This is a genomic window from Pseudonocardia terrae (genome assembly GCF_021343995.1).
GTDB classification, from domain to species: Bacteria; Actinomycetota; Actinomycetes; order Mycobacteriales; family Pseudonocardiaceae; genus Pseudonocardia; species Pseudonocardia terrae.
In genome coordinates, this window is sequence record NZ_JAJTTE010000008.1 from 106,635 (window position 1) to 128,256 (window position 21,622).

The following is a 21,622-nucleotide window of genomic DNA, read 5'->3' on the forward strand; positions in this document are numbered from 1 at the left end:
GGTATCGACCATGGCCTACCTCGCCGCGTTAGGCTCGATGAACGACCTCCCGAAGAACCTCTTCAAGCGCGCCGCTCTCGAAGCCGAGGACTACGACGACGGCGGTGATGTGTCACCGGAGTCCCTGCTGGCCCATCTCGAGACAAACGGCCCGAACGACCCCATCCGGCAGGCGCTCGGGCCGCTCCTGGCCGGATGGGACGCCGAGCAGACCGCCGAGTGGGCGGTCGGCACCGATGCCGGCTCCCCGGAGCGCCGGCAGCTCACCTACACGCGTCTCGGGTTCGGGTCGGCGCTCGCGGACTGGGCAACAGCGCATTACCCGCCACACGCAGACGACACGATTGTCATCACAGGGACCCAAGTCGATCCCTGGTACTTCCCGAATCGGAAGGTGGGCCGCTTCTACTGGGACGCTTACCGCCGTCACCTTCGTGACGTCAAGGGCTGGGCGCCGACCCCTATCGGAGAGCTGGACCAGGCCACCGACGACATCGTCGAGCAGATAGCCGATCCCTCCGCCGATAAGGCGTACGGGGCCAAAGGGCTCGTTGTGGGCTACGTCCAGAGCGGCAAGACTGCCAACTTCACCGGCGTGGTCGCCAAGGCCATCGACGCTGGCTACCGGAACATCTTCATCCTTACCGGGACGATCGAGCTGCTGCGTGGGCAGACACAGCGGCGCCTGGACATGGAGCTCATTGGTATCGAAAACCTGATCGGCGACAGGACGATCGACGAGGCTAGTAGCGACCCCCGGTTCGATTACGCGAACGACGACGACTGGCCGAAGAAGTTCTTACAGATCGGGGTCAAGCCGGAGGCGGCGGGCCGCCCCAGCCTCGTCCGCCACACGAGAAAGGCGGCCGACTACCAGAGGCTCTTCGGAACTGCAACGCAACTCCGGCCCGTGAAACAATATCAAGGTCTCCCCTTTCATCACCCCGACAACCTCATGCGGGTACCGGCCGGGATCTTCGTCATCAAGAAGAACAGGCACGTCCTCGAAAAGTTGGCCGCGGACCTATCCCAGGTCGGCTCCGCTCTCCTCGACATCCCTGCCCTAATTATCGACGACGAGTCCGATCAAGCCTCGGTCAACACCGTCGATCCGGCGAAAGTCGAGAAGGCCCGTCGGGAAGGTAAAGAGGTAGCCGAGCGCACAAAAATCAACGAGGCGATAGCCGGGCTCCTCAAGAAGATGCCGCGAGCGCAGTACTTGGGCTATACCGCCACCCCCTTTGCCAACGTTTTCATCGATCCAGGCGACACCGAGGATCTGTTCCCCCGAGACTTCGTAATCGGCCTGAAGCGGCCCTCCGGCTACATGGGCGCGTCGGACTTTTCCGACATAGGGAAGGACTTCGGCACCACCCCGATCTCGCAGCGCCCGATCGGATCATCGAATCAACGGGCGTTCGTCCGGGAGCTTATGGGGGACGAGGACACCAAGGAGCGCGATGACGAGCTCCGCCGTGCGCTCGACATTTTCGTCCTGACCGGCGCCGTGAAGCTCTACCGTCTCGACGTCGATCCGAGCCTAAGATTCGCGCATCACACGATGCTCATTCACGAATCCGTCCGAATGGCCGCCCATGGAGCGACTGCGGACAAGGTCAAGGAGCTCTGGAGCACCGGGGGATACGGTTCTCCAAGCGGACTCCGTCGCCTCAAAAAACTCTACGAGGCCGACATTCTGCCGGTCTCTGCAGCGAGACGAGAGAACGGGATACCAACGGAGCCGGGGTTCGACGACTTGAAGAAGTACGTGGGTGCCGCTGTCGGCAGGATATCCGAACACGCCAACAATCCGGTGATCGTCGTGAACGGCGACGCCGACATCCAACGCAATCAACAACAGCTGGACTTCGACAGAGGAAGTGTTTGGCGGGTCCTGGTCGGCGGAACGAAACTCAGCCGTGGCTTCACGGTCGAGGGCCTCACCGTTTCCTACTTCCGCCGAGTCGCAGGTGCGCACGATACCCTGACTCAGGCGGGCCGCTGGTTCGGGTTCCGACCTGGTTACCGAGACCTTGTCCGCGTTTTCATCGGAACGAACGAGAAGAAGGGCAAAACCAGAGTCAACCTTCTCGACGCCTTCGACGCAGTCGTGCAGGACGAGGAAGAGTTCCGCAAACAGCTCGCTGTATACTCCCGGCGGGTCAACGGCCGACCGCAAGTGCGCCCGAAGGACATTCCGCCGCTGGTGAGCCAGCACCTCTTCTGGCTCAAGCCGACCGCTAACAACAAGATGTTCAACACCGAGCTCGCAGAGCAGGCCGAGCCCGAATTCGGCCCGGTCGGGTTTCCAACCGATCACGCCGCCTTGCGCGCGAATCTTACGCTCTGGGAGTGCGTCATCCAGGGGCTCACGCAGACCGTGCGGCTTCTCGGCAAGACCGGTACGTTCGAGGCGAGACTCGCCGAGGTCGACCCGAAGAGCCTGTGGGACGTGCTCGCGCGACACATCTGGCTTCCCAACTACGGGGAACGTCGGGTCCTCCCATGGCTGAACTTCTTCGAAAGCGCCCTGGCGGGCCTCGACCGTTTCGTCGCGGTCCTGCCGCAACTCGCGCCCCCCAGCCCCGCATACAAAATTGACGGGATCGGCGACCTTCGTATGGTTCGGCGACAGCGGCGTGAAACACGTGGCGACGTTCTCGGCGAGCCGACGGAACCTCGGCACCGCGTCGCAGCCGAGCGTCTGGTCGGTGCGGCCGCCTCGGACGATCCCAGCCTGCGGGGCTACATAGCTCCCCGACAAGGTGCCTTGCTCTGCTACCTCGTCCAGGACCAGAACAATCCGAAGGCCCCACCGATCATGGCGCCGCGCATCTACCTCCCGAACTCGGTCATGCCCGACACCGGCCCCGCAGTGCGCTTCCGTGCGATCGACAGCGCCTCTGACGACCCTGTGATCGATGTGTCGCCGTCAAGGTGAGGTCAGTCCTGGAGAGCAGCTCTTACCGCCTCCTCGCTCAGACTCCGTCCGCGAGGCCATTCAGACTTCGCGGCTCGGGGGAGGGCAGCAGCCTCGGCTGAGGGCCCGGCAGAGGATCTCGAAGCAGCCGAGGAAAGCCTGCGCGGATCGCCGCCTTCAAACCGCCAGATCCAGCGGCAGGTCCGCGATGTCTTTGAGGCGGTTGCCTTGGATCATGGTGTCGAGCAGCTCCGCGGTGTCACCGCCACCGTCGGCCTGGACGGCGTCGATCAACTCGGGCAACGCGAAGTGATACACGCAGTCGAGGTCACCGGTTCCCAACGCGAGGGAGGAGATGCGGGCCGGCGTGGGCTCGCCAGTGACCACGGCGATGTGAGGGAGCCGCCCCTTGCGGTTGCGGATGAGGTTGAGAGCCTCGCTGCGGGCGTTCTGCGCTCGGTCGCTGCGGAGCGTCCACTTACATGAGATCACTGCATGCAAGATCTCCTGGGGCTGCACGGCTGCGCGGAGCGAGGCGCGGGTCGCGACACTGCCGTCGACGAGCAGTGCCGGCGTGTTGATCTCGTCGTCAGCGACGGGGGCGCGGGAGACGACCACGTCGGGGGCGATGGCGTAGCCGTTGCCGAGGACCGTGCGCAGCGACGGGTTCTCCTCGACCGCGCGGGTGAGCTCAACGAGGTGGCGGTACTGCTCATACTGCGCGACTCCGGCACCAGGGCCGCGGCCGCCGATCTTGCGGATCGTCCAGTTCCCGGGCCGTAGGTGTTCAAGCCGTGGGAACGTCGCGCTGAGGAAGTCAGCGCAGAGCTGTTCAAACTGGCCACCGGAGGTCTGCCCAGCCAGTCGCCGTACCCCAGTCTCGGAGTTCAGCATTTTGGCGATGTGGAGGGCGTAGGCCTTGCTCGCCTTGCTACCGCTGTCGGCGTTGCTGGCCACGCCGTTGTCACTCACCGTCAGCACCCCGCTAGCGAGCAGCGCGGTATGGAAACGCCGCCGCTCCGACACAAATCGCGCCTCACCATCCACCAGCACTCACCCCGCCTGCCACATCCAAGCTGTCGTCGAACCCGGGCTGCGTGACTCTCCAGCTGGACCACGCGAGCCTCGCACGTGATCTTCACTAGCATGAGGCGGCCCAGAGATCGGCGCGGGACTACATACATCCCAGGCCAGCAATCTCGTCGGTCAAGATAAATCAGTGGGGACCGCGGCTGCGCACGACGGCCTCGACCCGAAGTGCGGACGCAGACGGATCTTCGTGCTCCCACACCCTGACGACTTCCCAACCGGCCTCGGCCAGCCGCTGATCGGTATCGCGGTCACGGCGCCGGTTCGCGTCGACCTTCTCAGCCCAGAACCGCGAGTTCGTGGCGGCCACAGTGTGATGCTGCGGGCAGCCGTGCCAGAAGCAGCCGTCGAGGAACACTGCGACCCGAGCCCGGGTGAAGACCAAGTCCGCGGTGCGCCGCAGTGCCCGTATCGGTCGCGCGTTGACTCGATACCGCAGTCCCAGGGCGTGTACCGCCGATCGCAACGCCAGCTCCGGGCGCGTGTCCCGGCCCCGGTTGGAGCGCATGCTCGCCCGCACCCCGGGTGACGACGCCCATGAGTCAGCTTGTGCCACGAACGGGCAGCTTAGAGCCGGCTGGCGCACCTGGAGTGCCCCCTGGCGTGCCAGCCCGGGATTGTCGGTGGTCACGCATAACATCACCCTCGTGACCAAGGCCCCGACGCTCATCGACCTGTTCGCCGGGTGCGGCGGGATGACCGCAGGCTTCACCCGGCATGGCTTCAACCCGGTCCTCGCGGTCGAGCACGACCTGCACGCCGCCGCGACGTACGCCGCCAACTACGGCGAGGACCACATCCACTGGGGCGACATCGCCGAGGTCGCCGACGACGACATCCCTGACGCCGACGTCGTCATCGGTGGCCCACCATGTCAGGGCTTCTCGAACCTCGGCAGTAAGGACGTCAACGACCCTCGGAATCAGCTCTGGAAGCAGTACCTGCGGTTCGTGCAGATTGCACGTCCTCAAGTCTTCGTGATCGAGAACGTTGACCGCTTCCACAAGAGCGCTGAGTTCCAGCTCCTTCGCGACGAAGCCGATCACGGCATGATCGAGGACTACGAGCTCACCCACGGGCTGCTGCTCGCAGCCGACTACGGCGTTCCACAAAGGCGGACTCGCACCATCATCATCGGCTCACGTGTCGGCCGAATCCCGCACCCCGAGCCGACTCATTCGAAATTCCCAACACTGTCTGGCACGCAACCTTGGCGCACGGTGCGCGACGCGATCAGCGCTCTGCCCGAACGTCCCGACACCACTGAACTCCCCGATACCAAGACCGACTACTTCGGTCGCGTAGTGCCGGGCGAGTTCAAGTGGCTGGACCTTCATTTCGGACGCAAGCCACGCGAGCAGTCGCTCTTGCGCTACGACTGCATCCCGCCTGGCGGCGGCCGCTTCGACCTGCCTGACGAGCTGCTGCCGCGGTGTTGGCGAGAGAAGAAGACCGGCACCACCGATGTCATGGGGCGCATGCGGTGGGACCACCCTTCGCTGACGATCCGTACTGAATTCTTCAAGCCGGAGAAGGGCCAGTACCTCCACCCCCAGTGGGAGGCCGACCGTCCGGAGCGGCGGGTGAACCGCGTCATCACCCACCTCGAAGCAGCGTTGCTGCAAGAGTTCCCGGAAACCTTCGCCTGGTGTGGCTCGAAGATCCAGATCGCCAAGCAGATCGGTAACGCCGTCCCAGTCGGTCTCGCAGCTGCGATCGCCCGCCACGTGCAGTCATACCTGCAGTAGCCGCTCCCGAGGAGGCGGTCGACACGGTCGACAACATGGCCTGGAGTTTGTCGGTGCGGTGTGCGACTCTAAGTAGCCGGGTCGGCGTGCAATACCAGCGTCAGCCCGGCCACGGAGACCACCATGGAGTCCTGGTTCCTGTCTTGATCCGTCCGGCGAGCGTGGCGGCGTAGAAGCGCGCCAGCTCGTCATGGTCGCGGCACTCGATGGTCAGCGCAGCAATTCCCGTCCCCGCCGCATCGAGCGTGCTGCTCGGCGGTGAGGGCGGCTCTGAGGTCGCGGAGTCACTGACCATCTTCCGCCGAACCTCAGTCGGTGGAAGGGTCCAGCCATGAACTCCTTCCTGCTCATCTGGGACAGCAGCGACAAGAGCTACAACCCCGATGACTACGCCAGCGACATCGCCGCGTCGTCCCGGGAGGAGAGGATCTCGACCTGGTGGAGCTTCGGCAGCCGAAGGCGCGGTGCGGAGAAGGGCGATCGCGTTTACCTGCTCCGGCAGTACAACGACCGCGGCATCGTGGCGAGCGGATACCTGGAGAGCGGCAACATCACCGAGCGCCCGCACTGGGATGACCCGAGGAAGACCATCCACACCGTCGACGTCTCGTGGGACTCCGTCATGCCTTCCCGAAGACCGGCTCGACATCGACGACTTGGTCGCTCAGGTACCGGGCCACAGTTGGAACAGCGTCTACGGGGGTGGGCAACTCCTCGAGCCGGAAACGGCAGCGAAGCTCGAGGACGTCTGGCGCGGCCACCTTGAGGGGGTCGGGTATCCGCTGCCGAGCTAGGGTGTCCCCTCGTCCAGGGTGGCTTCGAACTCGGTTATGTCCTTCTCCAGCGCGCGGAGTGCGAGATCAAGCCGCTCCGACGTCGCCGGACTGCGTAGGCGCTTCATCGAGGCGGCCACCTCCTCATGTGTAGCGAAGCCCCACTCCGCAAGCCGGTCGTCCGGCTTCCCTGCGTCGGTGACTCGCTTGTAATCGCCACGTCCTTGGTCCTATACCGCGGACTGGGACGTCGGCTCAGTGATCGCCACCCGCTCGAACAGCAATGCCAGTTCGCTCAGCCACAACCCGATGACCTGCGCCTTTAAACCACGGTCGGAAGCCACCAACACAACTGCGTCTCCCTGGTCCCACTCAGGCTTTAGGATGTAGACCAGCACCCGGCTGTGGATGATCTGGTTGATCAGTACGTGGGTAGCTGTCTTTGACTCCCGGGACACCGTGAGGTCGAACCACTTGCGGATGTCGAAGATATCAAACGGATACATCATCGCCGCACTCGGCTGGAAGGGCTGCCTGCGCGGAAGGACCACCGTCTCGATTGGTTGGTCAGACAATGCGTCCGGCAATTTCCCACTTTCCATGAGCTTCCGGACAGAGAAGCACCCAAGCAGAATCTGCTTCTCCCGCAGAGCAACTGCAGACTCTGGCCACCTGGTCTGAGTCGCCTTCTTACGCAAGTCCCGGCTGTACCTGTAGAGGTCGCGACGCCAGTAGATGGACTCGACGATCATCCGAGCTCCTAGGCAGCGCCGTACGTCCATTCCCAGCCACCGAGACTCGGGTTCGGGTGCGGGAAGAGCAGCGTGCCCGTCGGGCTGGTGACGTCAAATACCAACGAACCCCGGTACTTCGAGCCGGGAGTCATCTGCGTCGTGAGCTGCTTGCTGTTGTCGATGCACGAGTAGCTGGATCCGGTTGCGATGCTCGACTCAGTCACGCCGTCAGCACCGACGGCCGACCAGGAGAACGGGTTGATCTGGTAGCCCATGTTCGTCGGCATGGTCGGAGTCGTCTCCACACGCATGTCGACCTGCACGAAGTGCCCGTGCTCAGAGGCAGAGGCGAACCTGTTGGTGCACTGCGGATCCACCGTGATCTTGTCGACGACGAACTTCACCGAGATGTCGCCGTTGCTGACGCCCCAGCCGCCCGTCTCGCCGATCTGCTTGACCAGGAAGCCGCGCTCCGAGGTAGGTGCGCTCGGAGTAGTCGGAGCGGCTGCCGTCGGGACGTCCACAGTCGGCGTCGGGTACGCGCTGTTGGAGCAGCCAGCCAGAGCGAACACAGCGGCGGCGATGACGACGAAGGGGGCAGAGCGACGCACGGGGACCTCTTGGGTAGTAAGGCATTTCTGTTCCGCTCGTCGCCGCGTACAGGTGGTTCGTTAGCTCACGCCAGGTATCGCTACCCAAGTGTGATGATGACTCCAAGCCCCCGGTGATCATGGCTGGTCGCCATCTACTCAACTACGGCGGTAGACCTCAGCCAACAGCCGCTCACTCCACTTCAGCGCCTCGTTCGCGCCTCTCGCCTTCGCGTAGATGTCTCGGGCCGCTTCTTCGGCGAACTGTTGACGGGCAGTCGGGACGTAGCTGCCAGCCAGCCTCCGCCGCAGCTCGTCTGCCTCGCGCCTGCCAGGCCACCGCCGGGAGCCACGAGCAGCACCGCGAGAACGCCGACCAATGCCATCCGACGCCTTCCTGCGGGATGGCAAGTCATCGGCTAATCGTCCCAGTCAAGGTCACCGCCCTCATAGCCGGGGTTCTTGACCCTCCACACTGTCGGGGTCGTGTGCGACTCTTGGCGTCATGCGCGTCACAGCACGCGATCTCTCCTCAATCCCGGCCAGCAATCTGCGGGTCGGGCATGAGGAGTTCGCGGAGCTCTGGTGCGCCGCCGAGGCGCAAGCCGACTCGTCCGCGGTACGGCGCGGGACGGACTGGGTCGCGGGCGGCGTCGCGATGACCTGCAGATGGCTTGCTGGGGCGACGGTCGAGCTGAACGGGCGACGCCGGCTGCCGCTCTCGCCGATCACGCATCGCTCGCGGCCAGCGTTCGAGGAGCTGATCGAGGCGGAGTACGTGGCCGCGGTCGGCATGGAGGCGCAGCCGCCGGAGGAGCGGCTGTACGGGGATCGGCCTGGGTATGTCGAGGCGGTGGCCGCGACGCTGCGGTGGGCGTGGCGGCGGAGCGGACCTGTGCCGGACCTGCGGCTGGTGAACGCCGCGCCGGTGCCTACGGCTGTTCGGCCGTAGGCACCGGCGCGTCACCCCTCGTCGACGAGGGTCAGCTCCTCCTCGGCTGCCCTATCATCTGCACTCCAGCGGTTGAGGTCGGCCGCTCGTTCCTGTGCTTCGCGGCCGGCGTCGTAGGCGTCCCTTGTGTTGATCTCGACGAGGGCGCGGTGGGCGCGGTCGAGTGAGGTGGTGACCTCTTCGGCTGAGGGAACGCGGACGGCGTCTTCCTCGAGCTGGAGCGGCTCCCGCGTGGACTCCTCGCGGACATCGTGCGCAGGAGGTTCTGGCTCGTCGAAGCGGTCGTCGGCGCGGCGGTCGAGCAGCTCGTAGTCCTCGGTGATCTCGCGGTGCGGGTCCTCGGCGACGTCGGCGTCGCGGTGCGCGGCGAGCCACTCGTCGGCGGTGACCTGCTGCTCGGGCTCGGCGCCTGCACGTCGTAGCGCGAGCTCGGCCTGGGCGCGGTCGCCTGCTGCTCGGGTTGCGGCGGTGTGGGCGAGCCAGCGGGAGCGGGCGTCGTCGAGCTGAGCGAGCTGTCCGGCGCGCTCGTCCAGCACCTCAGCGAGGGCAGCGCCTTCGGCTGCTTCGCGCCGGAGGTCTGCCTGGGCCTCGCTGGGCGCTGACTCGGCTTCGGCGGCGCGGGCGGCGGCGGCCTGACGATGGGCGGCTGCCGCCTGGCGGGTACCGGCGAGCTCGTTGCCGACGTACCGCGGGGCCCAGGCGGCCTCGCGCTCGGCAGCGCGGATGCGGACGCGGAGCTGGCCGTCGGACAGCTCCAGCTCCTCGCGGTCGATCTCCGGTCGGCCGAGGGAGCGCCACGCAGCGCGGTAGGCGGCGAACTGCTCGACCTGGCCGGGCTTGGGTGCGGGGCCGAGGGCGTCGTCGTCGCTGTCGTGGCCGCGGAGCTCGCGGTAGGCAGCGACGCGGCCGACGTCGTCGATCCAGAGGTCACGGGTGGTCGGATCGTCGGGGACCTCGCCGAATGCCGCGACCGCCCAGGCGGGCGCAGCCGCGGCGGCCTCGGCGCCGAGCTCGGCGGCGCGGCGGTCCGCGGCGGTGGCGAGCTCGTCAAGGTAGTGCTGCCAGTCGGGGTCGTCGATCCTCGGGGTCCAGTCAGCCCAGGAGCCGCCGACGGGGTCGAAGCGGTGGTCCTCGGTGATGCGGTGGTAGATCACGTTGGTGGCGTTCCGTACTCCGTCCAGGGGTCGGTCAGCGATGGCGTCCCGCAGGACCTGGCGGGCGTCGCGCCCGGCGATCTCCGCAGAGCGCAGGACCCGGGTCAACGAGGCGGCGCCGTCCTCGGCGGCGACGCGGGCTCGGTCGCGGATGGCCAGCGTGCCGTCGGCGGTGAGCTCGTCGAGCCAGGTCGCGGTGCGCTGGGTGGCGGCGAGGGTGGCGGCGTCGGCGAGGAGCTCGGCCGGGGTACGGACCGAGGCGGTCTCGTCGGCGGATTCGGTGGCGGTGGCCAGCGCGGAGCGGCTGGCGCTCTGCTCGGTGTCGTTGAGGACGGCGGCGAGGGCGGCGACCGGGTCGCGGCGGACCTGGTGGGCGTCGGTGCCGTCCGCGGCGTCGTCCGGGCCGGTGCGGGTGGTGATGTGGGCGGTGTTGTCGTCGCGGCCGCGGGACATACCGACATAGAGCGCGGACTGGCTGGTGCGGGGGCTGACGACGGTGTGGCTGGTGTCGACGGTGGTGCCCTGCGCGGAGTTCACGGTCGAGGCATAGGCGAGCGCGAGGTTCTCCCGCACGTAGGCGCTGGGCAGGACAATCCGCTGCGCCTCGACCGCGTCCGGCTCGAGGTCGGGAGTGACCTCGAGGGAGCCGTCGTCGCGGGTGGCGAGGACGCGGTAGGTCTCGCGGTTGATCGGGCCGCGGCGGTTGCCCTCGACGCCGGCGAGGTCCCAGGCGTTTGCGCGGGCTTCCACGAGGTCTCCGACGCCCGCGTAGGTGCCCTGCAGCCCGAGCGGGACGCCGTGTTCGGCAACGCGCCCGAGCCGGACCAGCTCGGCGCGCAGGGTCGCGGACAGGCGGGCGGCCTGGTCGTTGGTGTCGACCAGCAGCAGTGACCGCTTCCCGGCGAGGGTGTCGCCGAGCCAGGCGCGGGTCGCGGACTGCTCGGCCTCGGCGACGGTGCCGGAGTCGAGGAGCCGGCCGTGCCGGTGGTACTCGCGCAGCACCGACTCATCGCCCGCGCGCAGCCGCAGGGACGCGGCACGTTCCCACTCGTCGCGGAAGCGGCGGGCGTCGGCGAGCTCGTAGCGCGCGCCGGCTGCGGCGAGCAGGTCCATTCCTCCGCCGGCGCCGACGGCGGCGAGCTGGCGGTGGTCGCCGACGAGCAGCAGCTTCGCCCCGGCGTTGTCAACATGGCGGTGGATGGCGGCGAGGGCGGGGGTGTCGGTCATCGCGGACTCGTCGACGACCACCAGGTCGCCGGCGCGCAGCCGCCACGTGGCGTCGTCCCCGGTGGTGCGGTGCTCGGCCTCGGGTGCGCTGAGGCGGTCCTGGGTGGCGAGCCAGCGGGCGACGTTACGGGAGGTCAGGCCCTCGGCGGTGAGGACCTCGGTGGCGATCTGCGAGGTCGCCAGCCCGAACACCCGCCGCTCGGCTCCCGTCTCGGGGTCGGGGTGGGTGGACCACGCTCGGGCCAAGGTTCCGACGACGAAGGACTTGCCGGTCCCGGCCGGGCCGACGAGCGACTCGACGCGCGCGCCGGAGGTGAGGACCCCGCGGACCGCGGCGGCCTGGTCGACGCCGAGCTCTACCCCGGACTCCCGCAGGTTCGCCAGGAACGCATCGACCGCAGGCGCGGAGACGGTCGCCGCTCCCCCGCCGCGGGTGGCGGCCACGAGGAGTCGCTCGGTGCGGACATGGTCGGGCGTGGCATAGAGCTGCCTGCCCGGAGCTTGGTAGGCCGACGAGCCGTCGGCGAGGCGCAGCTCGGCCGGGAGCGCGTCCTCGGCCGGGCGGGCGGCGTCGAGCGGGGTGGCGTGCTGGATCGCCTCGTCGGCGAGCTGGTCCAGCAGCTTCCCGACATCGGAGCCCTCGGGCGTGCCGAGCGTGTCCGGCAGGGCGGCGTTGATCGCCCGGACCAGGTCTGAGCGGGTCCAGCCGGCCTTGCGGGACTGGACGTCGGCGAGCGCGGTCTCGATCACCGCTTGCGGCGACCACTCCTGCGGGGCAGGCCCAGCACCACGGGCGTCGAGTGCCGCCTTCGCGACGCCGGCGAGACCGTCGGCGACCTCGGCGCGCAGCTGCGCATCGACCCGGTCGAGGACCTGCTCGCGGGTCTCCCCGTCGTGGGACTTCGCCCGACGGGTAGCGAACGTCGCCTGGCGCGAGAGGCGGTCGCGCTCCAGACCGTTCGGGGCCCGACCGAACCGGGCCTCGAACCCCTCGATCAACTCCGCCGCCTTGGCGGTCACATCTCGTCGGCGAGACGAGATCAGCGCCATCGCCTCGGGCGAGACCCCGACGACCTCGCGAGCCTTGCCGTCCGGGCGGGTCGCGATCGCCATCCCCAGCGCGTGGGTCAGACGCTCCTCGGTGGTGCGCTCGGCGACCGCGCCGGCGGCACCACGCCAGCGATAGATCGAGCGGCCGTCGAGTGTGCGCCACTGCCCGTCCGGGCCCTGGACGCGGTTGAGAATCGGGTTGTGGATGTGCAGCTGCGGATCGTGGTCGCGCGAGTCGTGCTGGAAAAACGACGCCCCCACCCAGTCATGCGCGTCGACGTAGCGGCCGGCGGCGCCGCCGTGGTGCCCGACCCTCGAGTAGCCCGCCTTCTCCGACAGGTAGTCGAGGGCGGCGTTGTTGCCCGCCCAGATCGCGTCCTCCACCGCACCCCGAAACCGACGCCACGCGTCCGCGGTAACCGTGTCACCGGCTCTACGGGCCTTGGTCTCCTCGGCCTCGAACGCGGTGTGCAGCAGGGTCACCGACTTCTGAACGCTGAACGTCACGTCCAGGAAGGCGACGTTCTGCCGGACCTGCTTGCCCGCCTCCACCCGCAGTTCGGCACGGCGTTCAGGGCCGGCGTTCGGCTCGCGTTCAAGGGCCAGGTTGTACAGCTCGTCCTCGGTCTTGAACCGCCGCCCGGTGTGCCCGAGCGTCCCGATTTCGTCCCACCGGGCGGGGTCGCGGAAGCCGTCCTCGCGCGGGTCGAGGAACCGCTCGAACACCGCCCGCATGTCCTGCGCATCCACCAGCCCGGTCAGACCCAGCTGCTCGGCGCCGCGACCCCACCAGCGGCCCGGCGGCTCCCCCTCGGTCACGGCGCCGGTGTAGTAGTTCTCCCGCCCGGTGGCGACCTCCTTGAGCAGGTACTCCGGGCTGTAACCCGACGACACGGTCAGCATCCCGACCACCCTGAAACGATCTTGAACATGACGTTGTGGAGATCAACTTGCAGGGCGGCGGAGACGCTTGCGCGCATCGGGCGGCCGGAGGCCGGCCCCTCCCCTCGGATCGTGATGCATAGGTGTGAGTCCGTTGATCTTGGTCGTTGAGTAGTTCGTTCGGAGTAGTTGCTGTGGCTGTGGTCGTGGTTCTTGGTCGTTGTCATGCGTTCGTCTGCTGACTGGTGTCGGAGTGGGTGGAGTCGGTCGTGTTAGTGATCAGATGCAGGGAGATGGGTGCGGTCTCAGAGCTGGTGTCGTCGTCGCGGAGCGACTTGAGCGCGGCGGAGGCGGTGCCGCGGGAGACGCCGGCGGTGTCTTGGAGCTCGGAGACGGTCGGCCAAGCGCGGTGACGCTCGAAGTGCGCGCGGGCGAGGTTCTGGGCCTTCTCGCGGGCCGGTGCGGGAGCGGGTGAGGTCGGCTGGACCGGGGACGCCGCGCTCGCGTGTCCATCGGTGCCGTTCGGCGGGTTGTCGGTCAACCCCGGCCCGGCGGTAGCCGGGCCCAACGCAAGCGCGTCGACAGGATGATCGATCGCTGCCGCAGGCTCGGGTTGTACGGCACCGGCTGAACGCTGAACACCGTCGTTCGCTGTACGGCCGCCCTCGGCGAGCAGGTACAGCAGGTGCGCGACCACCGCGGCCGCGACGGCGGGCCAGGCCCCGATCCCGAACCGCAGCCACGCCGGCGCCGCGAGCGCTCCGGCGTCGCCTGCAAGGAACGCGGCCTGAGCGAGCCCGGACATCCCGGCAGCGACGACCACGACTGTCCACGCGTAGCGGGCGGCCGAACCCTGTAGCCGTGCGGTTGCGGCGTAGGCCACGAGCGCGAGCCCGTCGGTGATCAGCGGGTAGAGCCAGGCGAGGGGCTCCGGAACCCGGGAAGCGACGGCGACCTCATAGAGGCCGTGCGCGGTCGCGATCGCCGCCCCGACGGCTACGGCGAGCCCGGGCAGCCACACCACCGACCGCTTCCAGCTCACGATGCACCTCCCCGCAGCGTGGTCGCGATCGAGCTGTCCGACGGTGGCGGTTCGGGTGCCGGCTCCTCGCGGGCGCTTGCCCACCACTGCCCGATCCGGCCGAGGTCAGCCTCGGAGGGAACCGCAGGGGCGCCGGTGATCCGGTCCGGCCAGCCGGGTCGGATCTGGTGGTTCTCCCGGGAGCACACCCCCGCCGTCGCCTTGATTCGCCGGACCACGCCGGGGCGCTGGCGGTCGTGCCAGTCCCCCGCCAGCGCCACCGACGCCGCCGGGCCCTGATACGCGGCGGCCCAGGCGTGCATGAGCCAGAGCAGCTCCTCGACGACGTGTGGATGCCAGCACCAGCAGTCCGGGAACGACTCGCCCGCGTCCGGGTAGCGCAGGTAGACCTGCGCGAGCCAGCCCGCGAGCTCGTCGAGCAGCCGCCCGGTCACCTCGAGGTCGGTCGGAGCCAACAGCCAGGACGGCGCCGGGGTCGGCGGCTTCCGCGCGTTGAGCGCGACGACGGTCTCCCCCAGCTCGGCGAGCAGCTGCGAGACGGTGTCCACCCGGGCCGGGAGCGGGGCGACCAGCCGGCGCAGGCCGTCGACCTCACGAGCGAGGCCCGCCACCGCGGCATCCGGCTCGGAAGGGTTGGGCGGAATCATGCCGACCACCCGTCCTCGGCCCGCTCGGCCCACACCGCCGCCTGCTGCTCGGCACGGGAGGCGTAGCCGGGGCTCTGCTCACGGCCGACCCCGGCGGCGGTCTCGGCCCACCCGGCGGCGTTGACCGCAGCTCGGGCCCGGGCGTCAGCCGGGTTCTCGCCGCGCTCGTAGTCCACCCATTCGTAGCCGCGGCGGATCTCGGCGACGTCGCCGGTGTCGAGCCCCCACTGGTGCACCGAGTAGCCGAGGCGGGCGCTTGTGTCGTCGAGGTAGTCCCGGACCATCGTCTCGGCGACGTCGCGGGAGCGGCCTGTCTGCTCGGCCAGCAGCTCGACGGCCTCGGCGCGAGTCAGCGGCACCGATGCGGGGTCGGGTTCGGGCCAGTCCTGCATGGAGAAGGCGTTGTCGGACATGGCTACTCCTCCCTCGCGGGGGTCGGGACGATCTCTCCGTCGATGACCAGGACGTCGCCGGGCAGTGCGGGCGAGGCGGGTCGAGTGAACTGCGGGCCCGGCCAACCGGGCACCCAGCGCCGCAGGACCCAGCGGGCCGCCGGGACCTTGTCCACGGTGCGAACGACCCGTCCGGCCATGTGCGGGCGTCGGCGGGACAGCCGAGTCCAGCGCACATCGCGGCGCCTCCAGGCCATCTGTGCCCACCCGACGACCGGCGGCATGCCGCGGCGAATCACCAGCACCTTCCCGGCGGGCAGGTTCGCGATCTGCGCTGGGGACAACACCGAGGTCTTGCGGGTGCCCCGGGCCACGGTGTTCCCTCGCTGGTCGAGGGTGTCAGCAGGTTCGTCGCGCTCGCCGGTGAGGGTGGACCAGAACTGGAGGTCGTCGCGGTCTCGGGTGCCACCAAACACCATCACCGCGCCGGCGTTGTTCAGGATTGTCGCCGCGCCGTGCTCGCCGTAGCGGGCAAGCAGCTGCGCGCGGGACTGGACGACGACGAGGATCGACACCCCACGCCCGCCCATGTCCGCGGTCCACGATTCAAGGGGGACGGGGCAAATCAGCGCGGCCTCGTCGAGCGCGAGCCGCAGCCCCGGGTCGAGGCGGCCGCCCGGCTTGGTGGCCGCGATCCGGCGGGCCTCTCGGGCGATGTACCCGGTCAACGCGCACACCAGCGGCGCGGTCGGGGACTCTTCACCGCCGAGCAGGAACACCGTGCCCCGCACGGTGAGGAGGTCGCTGACGTCGAGAGGGCGGGCGCCCTCAGGTCCAAGGCCTGCGGCGGCTCGTGCGGGTGCGGAGGTGAGCCAACCGAGCGCGGGCATGATGGTCGAGGTGATCGAGGTTCGGGTGCGGTCGTTGGTGGTCACAAACTGCTCGAACGACACCCCGAACCCCTGCTCCGGCGACCGGCGCAGCAGCGCGGTCACCTCCTTGCGCGCGGTCTCGGGGTCGGCGGTCCAGTCCATGACCTCCCGCATCGACCTGTGCCCCAGAGCGGCGGCGTGCAGCAGCGCCTCCAGGACCCGGCGGCCTTGGAGCTCCCAGTACTCGCGGTCGCCTCCGCCGGAGGACGACACCGCCGAGAGCAGGTCGGCTGCGCGCTCCGCCGCGGCGACGGGGTCCTCGCAGCCGGTGAGTGGGTCGAAGGTGACCGTGGAGGCGACGTCGCCGAGACCGGCCGGGTTGAACACCAGGACCGGGCCCTTGCGCTCGCGGTAGGGGGTGCACAGTTCGAGGAGGTCCAGGCGGGTGCTGGTGGCTAGGACTGCGCCGGGGGCGTCGATGATCTGCCCGGCCAGCCAGCCGGACTTGCCGGACCGCGGCCCGCCGACGGTGAGCACGACGTTCTCGTTCGACGACCACACCCACTGCCCACCGGAGCGGCACAACCGCACCGCCACCTCGGGCACCGGGAGGGTCATCAGCTCCCACCGCGACCGCGCCTCCAACGACGGACGCACGGTGGGGGCGCGGCGCAGCATCGCCGCGGACCCGCCGAACCGGACAATGTCGAGCGATGACGCGACACCGGACTTGCGCCGTGACCGTGCGCCCCAGCGGGACACGACCGACGCCGACCGCGACCACCGGTACCGCACGAGAACCAGCAGCCCGAGGGAGGGCACAAGCAGCAGCGGCCACGGCAAGGCCCACAGGATCGTCAGCGCGGGCAGCAACGCGAGCAGCCCCAGACCGAGGGCGATTCCTCGAGCCCGTCGGGCCCAGACCAGCACCGCCGCGGCGACCAGGCCGAGCAGGAGCAGCGGGGTCGGGCTCCACAACACGTCCATCGGTCAGTCCTCCCAGCCGGTGCGCTCGCGCCACGCACGCACGTCCGCGACGTGCCGCGCGCAGTCGGCGGCGTGGCCGGACTCGTTGTCGACCGGGTGCGACTCGAACGGCCCTCGATCGCTCACGAGCTCGCCGCACGAGCCGCAGCGCCATGACGTCGCGGGCACCTGGAACAGCTCTTGCGGGCGCTCGGGCTCGCGTCGCTCGACGACGAGCGCGAACGCCACCTCGCCGGCCGGCTCGGCGTCGTCGGGCAGGTCGAGAGCCTCGCCAACCTCATCCCACGAACGGCCCGCCGCACGCGCGGCCTCGACGGCGTCGACCAGCACCCGCCGGGCGGCGTCGCGGAGCACCGCCGCGGCCTGCACTCCGGGCAGCGGGTCGGCCAGTCGTCGGCGGGTCAGGATCTGGTATCCCTCGATCGGCTCGACGACCACCTGGCCCTCGAACTGCTCGACCGCGACCTCCTCCAACAGCGTCTGCAGCCGACGCGAGATCGCGCTCATCGGACACCCCCGTAGTGAAGGCCGGCGGCCCAGCGGTCGACTGTGCGCCGCGAGACTCCGAACTCGACCGCCACGCGCGGGCGCGAGATCCCCTGGGACAGCGCCTGGCGACCGGCGGCGATCACCTCGCCCCGCTCTCGGGGCGGGAGGTCTCTTGCACCGACCGGAACGGCGAGCGTCGGCCGCATGCGCTCGGAGATCCACCCGCCGCGGTCGCGGCGCAACTCGGCGCGCTCCTGCTCGTCGAGCCCGCCTGCCACGCCGTATGGCAGTGCCACCAGCGCCCAGTCGAGGCACAGCTCGCGCACCGGGCACTCGGCGCAGACGGCCTTGGCGCGGGCCACCTCGCCGTCGCGAACCGGGCCGACCTCGGCGACCGGGATGAACACTTCGGTGTCCATCCCTCGGCACCGCGCGCGGGCCGCCCAGGCCTGCTCCTTGTCTCTGTCTCGGCCTACCATCGGAACCTCTCCTGTCGTCTGCTGATGTGTGGAGAGATCGGCCCGGCGGCTGTGTCCCGCCAAGAACCCGTCGCCGGGCCGACCCGCCGTTGAACGCCCTGCCTGTCCATGCGAGCTCACTGCCCGACACCCGCTTCTTGGCCGCCGCCGTTGAGCGCCGGGGTCGAGGCGTTGTCCACCGCGGTCAGGAACGACCCGATCGCGTCGGGCAGCCCCTGACCGACCGGCGTAGCAATGAACAGCACCAACGCGACCAGCGAGAAGACGATTGCGCCGCCCGCGGCCCGCACCTTCGCGCAGATGAACGCGCCGAGCACCGACATGAAGATCAGGACACCGACCGCGCTCACGCCACACCTCCGGGAAGCTCGACGTCCGTCGTCGTCAGACGCGCGAGCGCGGCGACCTGGTCGTGGCGCCACCGTGTTGTCCACTTCCCCAGATCGACGCAGCGGCCGGTGGCCAGAACGTCATCGACCAGCCGCTCGATCACCGCCCCGGGTACTACATACCGGCCACCGATCTTGAGTCCGGGGAATGTCCCGTTCCGGAGGTGCCGGTACAGCGTTGACTCGTCCAGCCGGAGGATCTCCGCTGTCTCCGCGGCGGTGTAGAACGCGGGGCGTCCCGCCGATCCCCGCCAGCTGTCGCCCATCGGAGGCGTCTCGTCATCCCCTACCTCGCGCTTGTCAGTCATCCCTCTCATCCCTCCGTTGCCACTTTCACGCTCAGTTTGGTCATAAATTGATAGTCCGTCAACAGTCTTGCGGGTGTGAACCGCGCTCGGGATCGCGCTCTAGCTACGCTCGACGAGCACTCACCACAGGAGGCTGCGTGGACCAGGACTGGACTGCCGTGGGCGACGCGATGCGTGCGCGGCTCGACGAGCTAGGCATGACCATGACCGACCTCGCCGCCAAGTCCGGGGTGTCGCTGACGACGGTCCGTGAGCTGGTCCACGTGCTGAACACCCGCCGCCGGCAGCCCCGCACCCTCGTCTCGTTATCGACCGCCCTGGGCTGGCCGAGGGAGCACCTCGGAAACGTCCTCCGCGGGCGGCCGCTGTCGGAGCCGCTGCCACCCGACGAGCTCGCCTCGGTCCGCAGGGAACTCCGCGATCTGCGGCGGCGGATCGAAGCCCTGGAGCGCACGGTGGGCAAGGCGACCTGATCTTGTTTGTTCTCCGTTCCGCCTGGCGTCATAGGCGCCAGCGTGGATCTCCGGGAACGCCTCCGGCAGGGCGCACACGGGGGCACACTCGGACACGGAGGCACACTCGATGCGAGTCACGAGTGGTGCTGAGTGGCAGCCTGGGCCTTCGGTCGGCTTCATGGGTATCAGTGGACCGCGGAAGCACGGACGCCAAAACCGCACTTCACGGGCCGTTTCCAGACGTCCAAGACGACCCCGGTTGGTCGAAAACGTCCCGAGAACGTCCCGACTTGTGGATGATGATCCTGTGCCGAACATCCGCCTCCAGGCCGCAATGGACGCGGCCAGCCTGACGATCGAGCAGATCGCCGCGCAGGTGGACGTCGACCCCAAGACCGTGGAGCGATGGGTCAACGCCGACGGCCGCACACCGCACCGCACAACCCGCCAGCGCGTGGCCGCGCTTCTCCGGGTCGAGGAGACCCACCTCTGGCCAGCCAACCCCCGTCAGCCCTCGGCGCCCACCAACGGCGTCGCCGAGCTCATCCACCTCTACCCGTCCCGCTCGGCGGTCCCGTTCGCGCTCTGGACCGAGCTCATCCACGAAGTCCGCGAGGCCATGGACGTTCTTGTGTTCTCCGGCCAGTTCCTCGTCGAGCAGCACAACATCCTGCCGGTCGTGCGCGCCAAGGCCGCCGAGGGCGTCCGCTTCCGCTTCGTCGTCGGAGACCACACCTCACCCGCGGTCATTCAGCGCGCCGAGGAGGAAGGCACCACCGGCGGCCTGGAGGGCCGCATCCAGATGATGCGGCGCTACCTGCAGGACGTCGCCGGCCTACCCGGCGTCGAGGTCCGCACCCACGGCACGATCCTCTATAACTCCATCTACCGCTTCGACGACCAGGCGCTCATCAACGGCCACGCCTTCGGCTCGCTCGCAGGCCAGAACCCGATGCTCCACATCCGCCGCCTCGACGGCGGCTCACTGTGGGAGCACTACATGCGCTCCTTCGAGCGCGTGTGGGAGATCGCCGACCCCGAACCCCCCGGAAGGTAGAGCACACATGGGCCGCGTCGACTACTTCGACGACCCGGACGCACCCGGTATCAACAGCGTGGTCCCCTCGGTGACCGTTGCCGTCCGAAACAGCTCCGGTCAGATCCTCCTCATCCACAAGATCGACAACGACTACTGGGCACTCCCCGGCGGTGGGCACGACCCGGGCGAGAGCATTACCGACACAGCCATCCGCGAGGTCCGCGAGGAAACCGGCATCGACGTCCGCCTCACCGGGCTCGTCGGCACCTACACCGATCCCCGCCACGTCATGAAGTACGACGACGGCGAAGTACGCCAACAGTTCTCCCTCTGCTTCCACGCCGTGCCGGTCGACGAGTCCGAGAAGCCCCGCGAGGACGGCACCGAGACCAAGGCCGCCAAGTGGGTCGACCCCGCGGACCTGCCCGCCCTCAGCATCCACCAGTCCATGCGGACGCGGATCGACCACGCGCTCGACGGGACCCGCACAGAGCCGTACCTAGGCTGACCCGCTGACCATCCGGGCCTCCGCACGCCGCACCGACTCCCGCAGCACCTGTCCGGCCTCGAGCCACGCCTGATGCACCGGATCGTCCTCCGGGTACCGACGCAAGATCTCCGCGATCCGCTCGTCATAAGTCAGCGGCTCCCCCGACGGCCCGGTCGTCAGGTCCGCCAGCGCGAGCGCGTCGAGCAGGGGCCCATCCGGAAACGGGAACTCCGCCAGCTCGTCCGCCAAGCCGCGTTGCTTCGCCTCGAAGCGGGCGCCCGAATGGTGGGCCACGAGGTTCACGATGATCTCCGGCCAGCCCTCGTCGCGCAGGTAGCGAGCGCCGTCGAGAGGGTGGAAGCGGGTGTGCCCGATCTCGGGTGAATATCCGATGTCGTGCAACCACGCGGCCGCGACGAGGTTCTGGCGCTCCAAGGCGTCAACAGCCGCCTCCGCAGACGCCGCGCGAGACGCCACTGCCTGGGTGTGGGTCCACCTCCGGCCAAGCGGAGCGACGAGCGCCCTAGACAAGCGCTGCGCACGGGACGTAAGGCTCGACCAGCCATCCGGTCGCAGGCTCTCCCGCTTCTCCGTGCTCACGCAGACGACGCTACAGAGCCGCGCGTGATCGGGACTATTCGCGCCCACCGCAACGTCCAGCAGCCGCGGCCATCTGCTGTCGCACGCGAGCATGGAGCCAGACATGGAGCGAACTGATGCCCACACATGCCTGTGGAGCTAAGGGAACGACCAGAGACTCCTCATAATCCGCTGGTGAGAGCCGTGCACAGCCGTGAGAGAAGACTCCTAAAGCGGGTGTCGCAGGTTCGAATCCTGCCGGGGGCACCACCGATGACCAGCGGTGCGCTCGTCCTCGACGCTGCGCGGACCGACGGCCGCGTGCTCGTCAGGCG

At 68.8% G+C, this 21,622-nt stretch carries 21 protein-coding genes; 7 read left to right on the forward strand and 14 right to left on the reverse strand.

All coding sequences use genetic code 11. The features are described 5' to 3' along the window. The first annotated feature begins 10 nt into the window (after positions 1–10). Positions 11–2,941: a Z1 domain-containing protein gene (locus LWC33_RS07680; RefSeq protein ID WP_233303533.1), complete on the forward strand. Its 2,931-nt coding sequence runs from the start codon at positions 11–13 to the stop codon at positions 2,939–2,941. A 156-nt stretch (positions 2,942–3,097) separates the two neighbouring features. On the opposite strand, the gene LWC33_RS07685 is transcribed toward LWC33_RS07680, so the two are convergent. Then, positions 3,098–3,973, reverse strand: a complete 876-nt coding sequence (locus LWC33_RS07685) for an NgoMIV family type II restriction endonuclease (protein WP_233303534.1) — start codon at positions 3,971–3,973, stop codon at positions 3,098–3,100. A 163-nt stretch (positions 3,974–4,136) separates the two neighbouring features. Next, complete coding sequence (locus LWC33_RS07690) at positions 4,137–4,679, reverse strand: very short patch repair endonuclease (protein WP_308190918.1); 543 nt, start codon at positions 4,677–4,679, stop codon at positions 4,137–4,139. On the opposite strand from LWC33_RS07690, the gene LWC33_RS07695 reads away from it, so the two are divergent. Further along, the gene (locus LWC33_RS07695) at positions 4,657–5,757 is read left to right on the forward strand and encodes a DNA cytosine methyltransferase (protein ID WP_233303536.1); all 1,101 of its coding nucleotides are present in this window, start codon (positions 4,657–4,659) and stop codon (positions 5,755–5,757) included. The two genes, LWC33_RS07690 and LWC33_RS07695, sit on opposite strands and share 23 nt — an antisense overlap. A gap of 331 nt (positions 5,758–6,088) precedes the next feature. Beyond that, on the forward strand, positions 6,089–6,523 hold the full coding sequence (locus LWC33_RS07700; RefSeq protein ID WP_233303537.1) for a hypothetical protein: 435 nt from the start codon (positions 6,089–6,091) through the stop codon (positions 6,521–6,523). A 237-nt stretch (positions 6,524–6,760) separates the two neighbouring features. Here the strand turns inward: LWC33_RS07700 and LWC33_RS07705 are convergent, their stop codons facing one another. Both LWC33_RS07705 and LWC33_RS07710 read right to left on the reverse strand, forming a co-directional pair. After that, on the reverse strand, positions 6,761–7,282 hold the full coding sequence (locus tag LWC33_RS07705; protein WP_233303538.1) for a hypothetical protein: 522 nt from the start codon (positions 7,280–7,282) through the stop codon (positions 6,761–6,763). Positions 7,283–7,290: 8 nt separating this feature from the next. Next, positions 7,291–7,875: a DUF4352 domain-containing protein gene (locus LWC33_RS07710; RefSeq protein ID WP_233303539.1), complete on the reverse strand. Its 585-nt coding sequence runs from the start codon at positions 7,873–7,875 to the stop codon at positions 7,291–7,293. A 484-nt stretch (positions 7,876–8,359) separates the two neighbouring features. Between LWC33_RS07710 and LWC33_RS07715 the strand changes: the two genes are divergently transcribed. Then, the gene (locus LWC33_RS07715; protein WP_233303540.1) at positions 8,360–8,806 is read left to right on the forward strand and encodes a hypothetical protein; all 447 of its coding nucleotides are present in this window, start codon (positions 8,360–8,362) and stop codon (positions 8,804–8,806) included. An 11-nt stretch (positions 8,807–8,817) separates the two neighbouring features. Here LWC33_RS07715 and mobF read toward each other — a convergent pair whose 3' ends face one another. From mobF to LWC33_RS07765, 9 genes are all read right to left on the reverse strand, one after another. Next, positions 8,818–13,140 (reverse strand): MobF family relaxase, encoded by a 4,323-nt coding sequence (gene mobF / locus LWC33_RS07720; protein WP_233303587.1) that lies wholly within the window; start codon positions 13,138–13,140, stop codon positions 8,818–8,820. Between the two features lie 202 nt (positions 13,141–13,342). After that, the gene (locus LWC33_RS07725) at positions 13,343–14,143 is read right to left on the reverse strand and encodes a hypothetical protein (protein WP_233303541.1); all 801 of its coding nucleotides are present in this window, start codon (positions 14,141–14,143) and stop codon (positions 13,343–13,345) included. Between the two features lie 14 nt (positions 14,144–14,157). Then, positions 14,158–14,808 carry a hypothetical protein gene (locus LWC33_RS07730; protein WP_233303542.1) on the reverse strand — a complete coding sequence of 217 codons (651 nt, stop codon included), beginning with the start codon at positions 14,806–14,808 and terminating at the stop codon, positions 14,158–14,160. Further along, positions 14,805–15,221 (reverse strand): hypothetical protein, encoded by a 417-nt coding sequence (locus tag LWC33_RS07735; protein ID WP_233303543.1) that lies wholly within the window; start codon positions 15,219–15,221, stop codon positions 14,805–14,807. Before LWC33_RS07735 ends, LWC33_RS07730 begins: the two co-directional genes overlap by 4 nt. 2 nt (positions 15,222–15,223) lie before the next feature. After that, positions 15,224–17,059, reverse strand: a complete 1,836-nt coding sequence (locus LWC33_RS07740; RefSeq protein ID WP_233303544.1) for a type IV secretory system conjugative DNA transfer family protein — start codon at positions 17,057–17,059, stop codon at positions 15,224–15,226. Between the two features lie 3 nt (positions 17,060–17,062). Beyond that, complete coding sequence (locus LWC33_RS07745) at positions 17,063–17,566, reverse strand: hypothetical protein (RefSeq protein WP_233303545.1); 504 nt, start codon at positions 17,564–17,566, stop codon at positions 17,063–17,065. Further along, positions 17,563–18,027: a WhiB family transcriptional regulator gene (locus LWC33_RS35870; RefSeq protein ID WP_308190919.1), complete on the reverse strand. Its 465-nt coding sequence runs from the start codon at positions 18,025–18,027 to the stop codon at positions 17,563–17,565. The genes LWC33_RS07745 and LWC33_RS35870 overlap by 4 nt, the downstream gene beginning before the upstream one ends. A 116-nt stretch (positions 18,028–18,143) precedes the next feature. Next, positions 18,144–18,377, reverse strand: a complete 234-nt coding sequence (locus LWC33_RS07760) for a hypothetical protein (protein WP_233303546.1) — start codon at positions 18,375–18,377, stop codon at positions 18,144–18,146. Beyond that, the gene (locus LWC33_RS07765; protein WP_233303547.1) at positions 18,374–18,724 is read right to left on the reverse strand and encodes a helix-turn-helix domain-containing protein; all 351 of its coding nucleotides are present in this window, start codon (positions 18,722–18,724) and stop codon (positions 18,374–18,376) included. Before LWC33_RS07765 ends, LWC33_RS07760 begins: the two co-directional genes overlap by 4 nt. A gap of 137 nt (positions 18,725–18,861) precedes the next feature. Between LWC33_RS07765 and LWC33_RS07770 the strand changes: the two genes are divergently transcribed. The 3 genes from LWC33_RS07770 to LWC33_RS07780 all read left to right on the forward strand — a co-directional run bounded on the left by LWC33_RS07770 (position 18,862) and on the right by LWC33_RS07780 (position 20,726). Next, entirely contained in the window at positions 18,862–19,197 is a 336-nt protein-coding gene (locus LWC33_RS07770) for a helix-turn-helix domain-containing protein (protein ID WP_233303548.1), read from the forward strand. Between the two features lie 289 nt (positions 19,198–19,486). Next, positions 19,487–20,236 carry a helix-turn-helix domain-containing protein gene (locus LWC33_RS07775; protein ID WP_233303549.1) on the forward strand — a complete coding sequence of 250 codons (750 nt, stop codon included), beginning with the start codon at positions 19,487–19,489 and terminating at the stop codon, positions 20,234–20,236. Between the two features lie 7 nt (positions 20,237–20,243). After that, on the forward strand, positions 20,244–20,726 hold the full coding sequence (locus LWC33_RS07780; protein ID WP_233303550.1) for an NUDIX hydrolase: 483 nt from the start codon (positions 20,244–20,246) through the stop codon (positions 20,724–20,726). Here the strand turns inward: LWC33_RS07780 and LWC33_RS07785 are convergent. After that, positions 20,718–21,308 carry an HD domain-containing protein gene (locus LWC33_RS07785; RefSeq protein ID WP_233303551.1) on the reverse strand — a complete coding sequence of 197 codons (591 nt, stop codon included), beginning with the start codon at positions 21,306–21,308 and terminating at the stop codon, positions 20,718–20,720. The genes LWC33_RS07780 and LWC33_RS07785 overlap by 9 nt on opposite strands. Positions 21,309–21,622 lie beyond the last annotated feature (314 nt).

Bases quoted from the DNA above. Each gene is read 5' to 3' on its own strand.
- LWC33_RS07700 (WP_233303537.1), top strand. From the start codon at position 6,089: ATGAACTCCTTCCTGCTCATCTGGGACAGCAGCGACAAGAGCTACAAC.
- LWC33_RS35870 (WP_308190919.1), bottom strand. From the start codon at position 18,027: ATGGTAGGCCGAGACAGAGACAAGGAGCAGGCCTGGGCGGCCCGCGCG.
- LWC33_RS07680 (WP_233303533.1), top strand. From the start codon at position 11: ATGGCCTACCTCGCCGCGTTAGGCTCGATGAACGACCTCCCGAAGAAC.
- LWC33_RS07715 (WP_233303540.1), top strand. From the start codon at position 8,360: ATGCGCGTCACAGCACGCGATCTCTCCTCAATCCCGGCCAGCAATCTG.
- LWC33_RS07730 (WP_233303542.1), bottom strand. From the start codon at position 14,808: ATGATTCCGCCCAACCCTTCCGAGCCGGATGCCGCGGTGGCGGGCCTC.
- LWC33_RS07735 (WP_233303543.1), bottom strand. From the start codon at position 15,221: ATGTCCGACAACGCCTTCTCCATGCAGGACTGGCCCGAACCCGACCCC.
- LWC33_RS07690 (WP_308190918.1), bottom strand. From the start codon at position 4,679: ATGAGCGTCGGGGCCTTGGTCACGAGGGTGATGTTATGCGTGACCACC.
- mobF (WP_233303587.1), bottom strand. From the start codon at position 13,140: ATGCTGACCGTGTCGTCGGGTTACAGCCCGGAGTACCTGCTCAAGGAG.
- LWC33_RS07745 (WP_233303545.1), bottom strand. From the start codon at position 17,566: ATGAGCGCGATCTCGCGTCGGCTGCAGACGCTGTTGGAGGAGGTCGCG.
- LWC33_RS07740 (WP_233303544.1), bottom strand. From the start codon at position 17,059: ATGGACGTGTTGTGGAGCCCGACCCCGCTGCTCCTGCTCGGCCTGGTC.
- LWC33_RS07765 (WP_233303547.1), bottom strand. From the start codon at position 18,724: ATGACTGACAAGCGCGAGGTAGGGGATGACGAGACGCCTCCGATGGGC.
- LWC33_RS07780 (WP_233303550.1), top strand. From the start codon at position 20,244: ATGGGCCGCGTCGACTACTTCGACGACCCGGACGCACCCGGTATCAAC.
- LWC33_RS07705 (WP_233303538.1), bottom strand. From the start codon at position 7,282: ATGATCGTCGAGTCCATCTACTGGCGTCGCGACCTCTACAGGTACAGC.